8 protein-coding genes are annotated in these 10,178 nt (G+C 73.7%); 6 read left to right on the top strand and 2 right to left on the bottom strand.

The window, feature by feature from the left end; translation table 11 throughout:
* Positions 1-111: 111 nt before the first annotated feature.
* The gene (locus ACFWH7_RS15075; RefSeq protein ID WP_378217392.1) at positions 112-444 is read left to right on the top strand and encodes a hypothetical protein; all 333 of its coding nucleotides are present in this window, start codon (positions 112-114) and stop codon (positions 442-444) included.
* A gap of 34 nt (positions 445-478) precedes the next feature.
* Here ACFWH7_RS15075 and ligA read toward each other — a convergent pair whose 3' ends face one another.
* A complete protein-coding gene (gene ligA, locus ACFWH7_RS15080; RefSeq protein WP_378217394.1) occupies positions 479-2,899 on the bottom strand; it encodes an NAD-dependent DNA ligase LigA in 2,421 nt (806 codons plus the stop codon).
* 74 nt (positions 2,900-2,973) lie between these two features.
* Positions 2,974-3,945, bottom strand: a complete 972-nt coding sequence (locus ACFWH7_RS15085; RefSeq protein ID WP_378217396.1) for a helix-turn-helix transcriptional regulator — start codon at positions 3,943-3,945, stop codon at positions 2,974-2,976.
* Positions 3,946-4,056: 111 nt separating this feature from the next.
* On the opposite strand from ACFWH7_RS15085, the gene ACFWH7_RS15090 reads away from it, so the two are divergent.
* The 5 genes from ACFWH7_RS15090 to ACFWH7_RS15110 all read left to right on the top strand — a co-directional run bounded on the left by ACFWH7_RS15090 (position 4,057) and on the right by ACFWH7_RS15110 (position 10,035).
* Entirely contained in the window at positions 4,057-5,010 is a 954-nt protein-coding gene (locus ACFWH7_RS15090; RefSeq protein WP_378217398.1) for an alpha/beta fold hydrolase, read from the top strand.
* Positions 5,011-5,308: 298 nt separating this feature from the next.
* Positions 5,309-6,604 carry a TrkH family potassium uptake protein gene (locus tag ACFWH7_RS15095; protein ID WP_378217400.1) on the top strand — a complete coding sequence of 432 codons (1,296 nt, stop codon included), beginning with the start codon at positions 5,309-5,311 and terminating at the stop codon, positions 6,602-6,604.
* A 43-nt stretch (positions 6,605-6,647) separates the two neighbouring features.
* A complete protein-coding gene (locus tag ACFWH7_RS15100) occupies positions 6,648-7,340 on the top strand; it encodes a TetR/AcrR family transcriptional regulator (RefSeq protein ID WP_378217402.1) in 693 nt (230 codons plus the stop codon).
* A gap of 50 nt (positions 7,341-7,390) precedes the next feature.
* Positions 7,391-8,371, top strand: coding sequence for an ABC transporter ATP-binding protein (locus ACFWH7_RS15105; protein WP_378217404.1), 981 nt, complete (start codon positions 7,391-7,393; stop codon positions 8,369-8,371).
* Positions 8,368-10,035, top strand: a complete 1,668-nt coding sequence (locus tag ACFWH7_RS15110; protein WP_378217406.1) for an ABC transporter permease — start codon at positions 8,368-8,370, stop codon at positions 10,033-10,035. The genes ACFWH7_RS15105 and ACFWH7_RS15110 overlap by 4 nt, the downstream gene beginning before the upstream one ends.
* The last annotated feature ends 143 nt before the right edge of the window (positions 10,036-10,178 follow it).

Below are 10,178 nucleotides of genomic sequence, written 5' to 3' on the forward strand. Positions count from 1 at the left end.
GCCCCCCCGCGCCCCCCCCCCCCCCCCCGGGCCACACCCCCCCCCCCCCGCGCCGCGCCGCCCCCGGGGGCGGGGCCCCCCCCCGCGCCCCCGCCCCCCGACGGTCTCGACGTGAGCGTCGGGCTGAGCGGCGACCCGGCGATCGTCGGCGGCGCGGAAGCGGCCGACGCCTGGCACACGGGGCTCGCCGCGCTCGTCCCCGACGAGTACGTGGCGCTCCGGCGCGCACGGGCTGCGGGCACGGAACCCGACGCGCAGGTCGTCGGCTGGCTGCGAGACCTCGCCGAGGTCCTCGCCCGCCTGCGCCCGGTGAGCGGGTTCCACGCGCTCGCGAACCTCCTCGGCGTACCGACCGCTCCCCCGCGCGGCCCGTCGCTGCCCGTCCCGCCCGACGGAGTAGCGCGGCTGCGGGAGGTCGTGGCGCGACGCCCGTCGACGCCCTGACCCACTCCCGCGACGCTGCGGCGCGCCGGACGACTCAGCCGTCCGTGCCGGAACCTGCCTCGTCGTCCGCGCCGGACGCGTCGCCACCGAGCCGGTCCGCGACGGCGTCGGGCCCGCCGGCGAGCAGCGCGACGAATCCCTCCTCGTCGAGGATCGGCAGACCGAGGTCGCGGGCCTTCGCCTCCTTCGAGCCGGCGTTCGCCCCGACCACCACGAAGTCGGTCTTCTTGGAGACCGACCCCGACGCCTTGCCGCCGGCGGCGATCACGGCCTCCTTGGCGCCGTCGCGGCTGAAGCCCTCGAGCGAGCCCGTGACGACGACGGTCAGGCCGGCGAGCGGGCCCGTCGGCTCCTGGCGGGCACCAGGACCCGGGTGGCCGGGGATGTCGAACCGGACGCCCGCGGCGCGCCAGCGGTCGACGATCTCGACGTGCCAGCCGACCGTGAACCACTCGACGACCTGGTCCGCGATCACCGGACCCACGCCCTCGACCGCCGCGAGCTCGTCGCGCGACGCGGCCCGGATCGCGTCGAGCGAGCCGAACCAGTCCGCCAGGGCGCGGGCCGCGACCGGGCCGACGTGCCGGATGTTGAGGCTCACGAGGATGCGCCAAAGGTCCTTCGTCCTGGCGAGCTCGAGCTCCTCCACGAGCTTCGTCGCGTTCGTCGACGCCTCGAAGAGCGGCTCGCCCGCCTCGATCGCCTCGCGCTCCGCCGCCTTGGAGAGCTTGCGCTTCTTCCGGAACGGCCACACCGACTTCACGGTCGCGGTCGAGCCGTCCGGCATCGTGATCTCCGCGGGCTCGCCCGTGCCGTCGTACTCGCGCGGCAGGCCCGTCTCGGAGTCCCGCACGACGACGCGGATCGGGACGAGCTGCTCGACGCTCAGCTCGAACAGCCCGGCCTCCGTGCGCAGCGGCGGCTCGGCGGGCTCGAGCGGCTGCGTGAGAGCGGCCGCCGTGACCTCGCCCAGCACCTCGACGTCGAGGCCGCCGCGCGAACCGACGTGCTCGACGCGGCCCCGCACCTGCGCCGGGCAGGACTCGGCGTTGGGGCAACGCAGGTCGACGTCGCCCTCCTTCATGGGGCGCAGCGGCGTGCCGCACTCGGGGCAGTCCGCCGGCATGACGAAGTCCTCGCGCGGGTAGCCGTCGTCCGCGAGCGCCGCCACGGGGCCGAGGATCTCGGGGATGACGTCGCCGGCCTTGCGCAGCACGACCATGTCGCCGATCCGCACGCCCTTGGCCCGGACCACGTCCTGGTTGTGCAGGGTCGCCTGGCGCACGGTGCTGCCTGCGACCTTGACGGGCTCCATGACGGCGTACGGGGTCGCCCGGCCGGTGCGCCCGACGCCGACCTGGATCGCGAGCAGACGCGTGTTGACCTCCTCGGGCGGGTACTTGTAGGCGATGGCCCACCGCGGCGCGCGGCTCGTGGCGCCGAGCCGGCGCTGCAGGGCGAGCTCGTCGACCTTGACGACGATCCCGTCGAGCTCGTGCTCGATGTCGTGGCGGTGCTCGCCGAAGTACGCGATGCGCTCCATGACCTCGTCGAGGCCGCGCACCACCCGGTTGTGCGGCGACACCGGCACGCCCCACTGCTCGAACAGGTCGTACGCGTCCGACTGCCGCGCGAGCTCGGCGTGCTCGCCTGCCTCCCACTGCAGCGCGCCGACGCCGTGCGCGTACATGCGCAGGTTGCGGCTCGCCGTGACCGCGGGGTCCTTCTGTCGCAGCGACCCGGCCGCGGTGTTGCGCGGGTTCGCGTACGGTGCCTGGCCCGCCGCGACGAGCTTCTCGTTGAGCGCCGCGAAGTCCGCGACGCCCATGAACACCTCGCCGCGGATCTCGATGACGTCGGGGTGCGTCGCGGGGTCGCCGCCCAGGCGCTGCGGGATGCTGCCGATCGTCCGCACGTTGGCGGACACGTCCTCGCCCGTGCGCCCGTCGCCGCGCGTGGCCGCCCGGACGAGCCGTCCCTTCTCGTAGAGCAGCGCGATGGCGAGGCCGTCGATCTTCACCTCGCACAGGTAGTCCACCTCGGCGTCCGCGGCCACGCCGAGGTCGCGGTGCACGCGCGCCGCCCACGCCGCGAGGTCCTCCTCGCTGAACGCGTTGTCGAGCGACAGCATCGGCTCGAGGTGCTGGACGGTCGCGAAACCTGCCGCGGCCCGGCCCCCGACGCGCTGGGTCGGCGACTCGGGCGACTGGAGCGCGGGGTGCGCGGCCTCGATCGCCTGGAGCTCGTGCATCCGGGCGTCGTACTCGGCGTCCGAGGAGACCGGCTGGTCCTCCTCGTAGTACGCGCGCTGGTCGGCCTCGACCTGGGCGACGAGCTCGGCCCACCGCCGCTGGGCGGCGGCCTCGTCGAGCGCGGCGGCGGACGTGGCGGGGACCTCCTCGTCCGTCACGGTCGGGGTGGTCGGGGCGGACGTCGCGGGGGTGCTCTCGCTCACCCGCACATCATCGCGCGGACCGCCGACATCCGCCGCCCCCGACGACGGGCGCGGCGACCGCGAGGCCGTCGCACTCAGGGCCGGTGCCGGTGCGCGAGGTGGGCGGCGAGGCGCTCGACGGCGCGCGCGACGTCGTCGGGCTCGACCACCCGCACGGGGGTGCTGAGAGCCAGGCGAGCGACCGTCAGGGCCAGCCGCCCGACGTCCTCGCCACGGATCCGGACCACCACGGCCCCGGGCGCGGACTCGACCACCTCGTGGTCCTCCCACCGGAGCACCTCGGCGAGGTCGTCGTGCTCGGCACCCAGGACGAGCGTGGCGACGACCCCCCGGGCGGTCGCACCGATGGCGTGGGCGACGAACGCCGCGGCGCCACCACGGGGGACGTCCCGGGGTGTGAAGCGGCCCCCGGTCGCCTGCGGACGCGTGAGCCGGTCGAGCCGGAAGATGCGCCAGTCGTCGCGGTCCCGGTCCCACGCGACGAGGTACCAGCGGCGGTCGGCGGTCACGAGCCGATGCGGCTCGACCAGGCGCCGGGTCTCGCTGCCGTCGCCGGCGCGGTAGTCGAAGCGTGCGAGCTCGTGGTCGCGGCACGCCGCCGCGAGCACGCTGAGCGTGCCCGGGTCGACCACGTCCTGGTCGGTGGGCCACGGCACGGGCGTCACGCTGGTCCGCAGTGCCGCCACCCGCCTGCGCAGTCGGTGCGGCAGCAGGCTCTCGACCTTGGCGAGGGCCCGCAGCGACGTCTCCTCCATGCCGTCGACGGCGGCGACCGCCGCACAGCCGAGCCCGACGGCGAGCGCCACGGCCTCGTCGTCGTCGACCACGAGCGGCGGCAGGTGCGCCCCGGCCTCGAGGCGGTAGCCCCCGTACCTGCCCGAGGTGGCGGCGACCGGATAGCCGAGCCCCCGGAGACGGTCCACGTCCCGGCGCACCGTCCGCTCGGTCACGTCGAGCCGCCCGGCGAGCTCCGCGCAGGGCCAGAACCGGTGGGTCTGGAGCAGCGAGAGCAGCGTGAGCGCACGCCTGGTGGGGTCCGTCGGCATGGTCCCAGCCTCCCGCGCATCGAGGACATCTCCTGTCCGCGACGGTCTCTACGGTCGCGTCGACCGATCGCCGCACCGCGCGCATCGGCACGTCGCTGAAAGGACAACACCGTGTCACACGCCACCGACTTTCCCGAGGCGAGCATGGTCGCCGTCAACGGCATCGAGCTCGAGGTCTTCGAGGCCGGGCAGGAGAACGCCGGCCGACCCGTCGTCCTCTGCCACGGCTGGCCGGAGCTGGCCTTCTCGTGGCGCCACCAGATGGCGGCGCTCGCCGCCGCGGGCTACCACGTCATCACCCCCAACCAGCGCGGCTTCGGCAGGTCGTCCCGCCCCGCCGAGGTCTCCGACTACGACGTCGTGCACCTGACCGGCGACCTCGTCGGGCTCCTGGACCACTACGGGTACGCGGACGCCACGTTCGTGGGCCACGACTGGGGCGCGAACGTGGTGTGGAGCGCCGCGGTGCTGCACCCGACCAGGGTGAACCAGGTGGTCGCGCTCAGCGTGCCGTACATGGAGCGCGGTGAGGTGCCTCCCCTCGCGTTCATCGAGGCGGTGGTCGGCAGCGACTCGTACTTCGTCCACTTCAACCGTCAGCCGGGCGTGGCGGACGCCGTGTTCGACGCGAACGCACGACGGTTCCTGCGCAACCTGTACCGCAAGGACGAGCCCGCGGCCGAGCCGGAGCCGGGCATGTGGCTCCTCGGCCTCGCGCACGCCGAGGCCCCGCGCGGCGAGCCGGTGATGAGCGACGCCGAGCTGGCGGTGTTCGTCGACGCGTTCGAGGCCTCGGGCTTCACCCCGAGCGTGAACTGGTACCGCAACGTGGACCGCAACTGGGAGCTGATGAAGGACGTCGACCCGATCGTCCGCCAGCGCGCGCTGATGGTCTACGGCGCACGGGACACGGTCATGAGGGCGCCGAACCTCGAGGCGTTCGTCCCGCGCGTCGAGGTGGTGGAGCTGGACTGCGGCCACTGGATCCAGCAAGAGCTTCCGGAGGAGACCACCCGCCTGATCCTCGGATGGCTCCAGCGGCAGGAGGGTGCGGAGAGGCGCTGACCGGTCCGTGGGGGCTCGGCGCGTGGAGCGGCCGACCGGCTCGTCGTCCCTCGCGCGGGCAGGGGGCATCGGGAAGAGCCCTCGTCCACGTCGTGGCCCGGCAGCGCGGCGGGCCGGTCGGGTGTCAGGGCTCCGCAAGAGCTCGGGCGTAAGAGTTCCGTAAGAACCGGGCTGATCGACCCTCCACGAGCGGTAGACCGGTGGGGTGCTGTCTCTCGGGTCGTTGCCACGTCCACTCCTGCCCTGGTCGGGCGCGCGTCGGGACCGCCCGGTGCGGCGCCGCCCCGGGCGTCTGGTGGTGCTGGGGTTCGCGGCCGCGATCGGGGTCGGTGCGGTCCTGCTGATGCTCCCCGTCGCGACGACGGGCCGTGTCGCCGCACCGCTGGAGGCGTTGTTCACCGCGACGTCGGCCGCGTGCGTGACGGGACTGGTCGTGGTGGACACGCCGACGTTCTGGACGCCGTTCGGCCAGGTCGTGATCCTGGCCCTGATCCAGCTGGGCGGGTTCGGCGTGATGACGGTGGCGTCCTTGCTCGGCCTGCTGATCTCGCGACGCCTCGACCTGAACACGCGGATGGTCGCCCAGGCCTCGACGCGCTCGGTCCAGCTCGGCGACGTGCGCTCGGTGCTCGTGGGGGTGCTGCGGGTGACGGTGGCGGTCGAGGGGAGCGTCGCGCTCGTCGTCGCCGGGCGACTGACGGCGGGCTACGGCGCGAGCCCGGGCGAGGCCGCGTGGGGTGGGGTGTTCCACGCGGTCTCAGCCTTCAACAACGCCGGGTTCGCCCTGTACTCCGACTCGCTCGTCACGTTCGTCGCCGACCCGTGGATCTGCGTGCCGCTGTGCCTGGCGGTGATCCTGGGTGGGATCGGCTTCCCCGTGATCTTCGAGCTCTACCGTCGACGCCGTGCGAAGCCGGCGCGGTGGTCGCTGCACACCAAGCTCACCCTCCTCACGACGTCGATCCTGCTGGCTGCCGGCACCGCGCTCTTCCTGGTGCTCGAGTGGTCGAACCCTCACACCCTCGGTCCCCTGTCGGCGGCGGGAAAGGTCCTCGGCGCGTTCACGCAGTCGGTCATGGCCCGCACCGCGGGGTTCAACTCCGTCGACACGTCCGCGATGAACGACGGCACCTGGCTCGGCACGGACGTGCTGATGTTCATCGGCGGCGGCAGCGCCGGCACGGCGGGCGGCATCAAGGTCGTGACCTTCGTCGTGCTCGCGTTCGTCATCTGGTCCGAGCTGCGCGGGGACCCCGACGTGGACGCGTTCGACCGGCGCATCGCGGCGGCGACACAGCGTCAGGCGATCTCTGTCGCTCTCCTCGGGGTGGCAGCCGTGCTCGTGCCCACCCTGGTGATCACCGCGACCTCGCACCACGGTCTGGACCGTGTCCTGTTCGAGGTCACCTCCGCGTTCTCGACCACCGGCCTGTCCACCGGGATCACCGCCGACCTCGCCGGGCCGCACCAGCTGATCCTGGTCGCGCTGATGTTCCTGGGTCGGCTCGGGCCGATCACGCTCGGCACCGCTCTGGCGCTGCGCGAACGACCCCGCCTGTTCCGCCGGCCCGAGAGCGCCGCGATCATCGGCTGACGCCTCTCGACAGGCGATTGACCACGTGGTTAGGATCATGACCATGCGTTCAGCACAGCGTCCTGTCGCGGAGGACGGGCCGGTCGCGTCGGACCTGACGACGCGGGCGCGGATCCGTGACGCCGCGGTCGAGCGGTTCGCACGGGACGGGTTCGGCGCGTCCTTGCGTGCGGTCGCCGCGGACGTCGGCGTCAGCCATGCCCTGGTCGTGCACCACTTCGGGTCCAAGGACGGGCTGCGTCAGGTGTGCGACGAGCACGTGCTGGAGCAGATCCGGACGGCCAAGACCGAGACGATCGTGGGCGCGAGCTCGGGCACGTTCCTGGAGTACTTCACCACCGCGGAGCAGTACGCCACCCTGGTCGGGTACGTGCTGCGCTCGCTCCTGGACGGTGGGCCCCTGGCGCGCACGTTCGTCCAGCACATGGTCGACGACGCCGAGCAGTACGTCGGGACCGCCGTCGAGGCGGGCGTCGCGGTCCCCAGCCGTGACGAGCGTCGCCGCGCCCGCTACCTGACCCTGTCCGCGATGGGCGCCATGCTGCTGTCGATCCGGCTGGACCCGCCCGAGGACCTGAGCAACCTCACCGCGTTCATGCGGCGGTTCTTCGACGAGATCACCCTGCCCGTGCTCGAGCTGTACACCGAGGGGTTCCTCACGACCCGGCGCATGCTCGACGACTACCTCCTCTACGTGGGCGACCCGCCCGCCGACGGTGGCGCGCCGCTCGACTGAGCCGCGCGCCCCCCGCGGCGCCAGCGAACCTCCACGAGAAGGAAGCTCCCATGACCAGCACGACCTCGGCGCGCCCTGGCGCGCCCGCGATCCAGATCCAGGGCCTGCACAAGTCCTTCGGCACCGTCCACGCGCTCGACGGGCTCGACCTCACCGTCGACCGTGGTCAGGTGGCCGGCTTCCTCGGCCCCAACGGGGCCGGCAAGTCGACCACCATCCGCGTCCTGCTCGGGCTGCTGCGCGCCGACTCCGGCACCGCGCGGCTGCTCGGCGGCGACCCGTGGCGCGACGCCGTCGCGCTGCACCGTCGCCTGGCCTACGTGCCCGGCGACGTGTCGCTGTGGCCCAACCTCACCGGCGGAGAGGCCATCGACTTCCTCACCCGCCTGCGCGGCAAGGCCGACCCGCGCCGCAAGGCCGAGCTGCTCGAACGCTTCGAGCTCGACCCCACCAAGAAGGCACGCACGTACTCCAAGGGCAACCGGCAGAAGGTCGCCCTCGTCGCGGCGTTCGCCGCCGAGGTCGACCTCCTCGTCCTGGACGAGCCCACGTCCGGGCTGGACCCCCTCATGGAGGCCGTCTTCACCGACTACGTCCGGCAGGCCAGGGCGGCCGGCACCTCGGTGCTCCTGTCCAGCCACATCCTGTCCGAGGTCGAGAAGGTGTGCGACACCGTGACGATCATCCGCGCCGGGCGCGCGGTCGAGTCCGGCACGCTCGACGAGCTGCGACACCTCACCCGGTCCAGCGTGACCGCCGTCGTCGACACCGACCCGGCGACCCTGGCCGCCCTGCCGGGAGTCCACGACGTGCGCGCCACGAGGACCGAGGCCGGGCTGCGCCTGGCCTTCGACGTGGACAACGCGCAGATCGGGGGCGTCCTGGCCGTGCTCGGCGATCTCGGGGTGCACTCCTTCACCGCCGCTCCGCCCTCGCTCGAAGAGCTGTTCATGCGGCACTACGGCGACGAGCCCCAGGCGGTGGTGGACGGCGCCCGCCCTGCCTCCGCCTCGAGGGCGGGTGCGCGATGACCACCGCGACCCTGCACGCGTCGACGTCGTCCCGGGTTGTGACCGACGGGTCGACCCTGACCGGGACGTGGAGCCTCGTCCGGTTCATCGTGCGCCGCGACCGGGTCCGCCTGGCCGTGTGGGCCGGGTCCCTCGTCGCGTTCTACGCCTACTTCACCTTCGCCCTGGACACCCTGTTCGCCGACCCGGCCGCCCAGCAGGGCCGCGCCGCGATCATGGAGACCCCGTCCGGGATCATCATGGGTGGCCCCGGCTACGGCATCGACCACTACACGACCGGCGTCGCGATGGCGAACGAGGGCATCACCTGGGTCGTGCTCGCGCTGGCGCTCATGAGCATCCTGCACGTCGTGCGCCACACCCGCGCCGAGGAGGAGTCCAGCAGGTCCGAGCTGGTCCGCGCGGCCACCGTCGGCCGGCACGCCCCTGCGGTCGCCGCCGTGCTCACCCTTCTCGTGGTCAACGCCGTCATCGCGCTCGTGTCCGCGGCGACGATGACCGCCGTCGGCGGGCTCGACCTCGTCGACTCCCTCGCCATGACCACCGGGTCCGCCCTGTCGGCCATGGTCTTCGGTGGCGTCGCGCTCGTGCTCTGCCAGCTCACCGAGCACGCCCGCGCCGCGACCGGGATGAGCCTGGCCGTCTTCGCGCTCGCGTTCGTCGTCCGTGCGGCAGGCGACATGCGCGCGACCGGCGGCAGCGCCCTGTCCTGGCTGTCCCCGATCGCCTGGGCCCAGCAGATGCGCGCGTTCGTCGACCTTCGCTGGTGGCCCGCGCTGCTGTCGGTCGCCGCGACGGCGCTCCTGATCTGGCTCGCCTCCGTCCTCGCCTCCCACCGCGACTTCGACGCGGGCCTGATCGCGACCCGCAAGGGACGGCCCGACGCCCAGCCCTGGCTGCGCACCCCGCTGTCGCTGGCGTGGCTCCAGCAGCGTGCTGCCCTGGTCTGGTCGTGCCTCGGCCTGGGCCTGATGTGGTTCGCGACCGGGACGATGCTCCCGGACATCGACGACATGGTCGGCGGCCTCGTCGCGGACAACCCGACCGTCGCAGCGATCTTCGGGTCGGACCCCGACCAGTTCTCGTTGGCCTTCCTCGGGGTGATGATGCTCTACGGCGCGCTGTGCTGCGCCGCCTACGCGATCGTCATGGGGCTGCGCCCCAAGGCCGAGGAGTCCGCGGGGCGCGCCGAGGTCGCGCTCGCCGCCCCCGTCTCGCGCCACCGCTGGCTCGGTGCCCAGCTCCTCGTCGCCGGCCTGGGCACGACCGCCCTGCTCGCGGTCAGCGTCTACGCGGTCTGGCTCGGGGCCCTCGCCGTCGACGGAGGCGGTCCGGACTTCGGCGGGTACACGCAGGTCCTGGCCTCCTACCTGCCCGCGGTCCTGGTGTACCTCGGCCTCACCGCCGCCCTGTACGCCTGGGCCCCGCGTGCCACCGGCGCCGGTTGGGCGCTGCTCGCCTACACCTTCGTCATCGGCATGTTCGGCGGGCTCATCGACGACCTCCCCGACGCGGCGAGCTGGATCTCCCCGTTCCACTGGGTGCCCACGGCGTTCAGCGAGGACCTCGACTGGGCCTACCTCACCGGCCTCACCCTCGTCGCCGCCGTCCTGTTCGTCCTCGCCCTCGCCGGGTTCCGCCGACGGGATCTCGCCTCCACGTGAGCCGCGTCCGGAAGGCGCGGCACGGCGCCGGGGGCCCCCCGGGGGCGCGGTGCGGCGGGGGGGCGCCCCTCGTGGGGGCAGCCGCGCGGGCGCCCCCCCCCCCCCCCCCCCCGCCCCGCCCCGCCCGCGCCCCCCACCCCCAG

Source organism: Cellulosimicrobium cellulans, assembly GCF_042723955.1.
GTDB lineage: Bacteria > Actinomycetota > Actinomycetes > Actinomycetales > Cellulomonadaceae > Cellulosimicrobium > Cellulosimicrobium cellulans_H.

Bases quoted from the DNA above. Each gene is read 5' to 3' on its own strand.
- ACFWH7_RS15100 (WP_378217402.1), top strand. From the start codon at position 6,648: ATGCGTTCAGCACAGCGTCCTGTCGCGGAGGACGGGCCGGTCGCGTCG.
- ACFWH7_RS15105 (WP_378217404.1), top strand. From the start codon at position 7,391: ATGACCAGCACGACCTCGGCGCGCCCTGGCGCGCCCGCGATCCAGATC.
- ACFWH7_RS15085 (WP_378217396.1), bottom strand. From the start codon at position 3,945: ATGCCGACGGACCCCACCAGGCGTGCGCTCACGCTGCTCTCGCTGCTC.
- ACFWH7_RS15110 (WP_378217406.1), top strand. From the start codon at position 8,368: ATGACCACCGCGACCCTGCACGCGTCGACGTCGTCCCGGGTTGTGACC.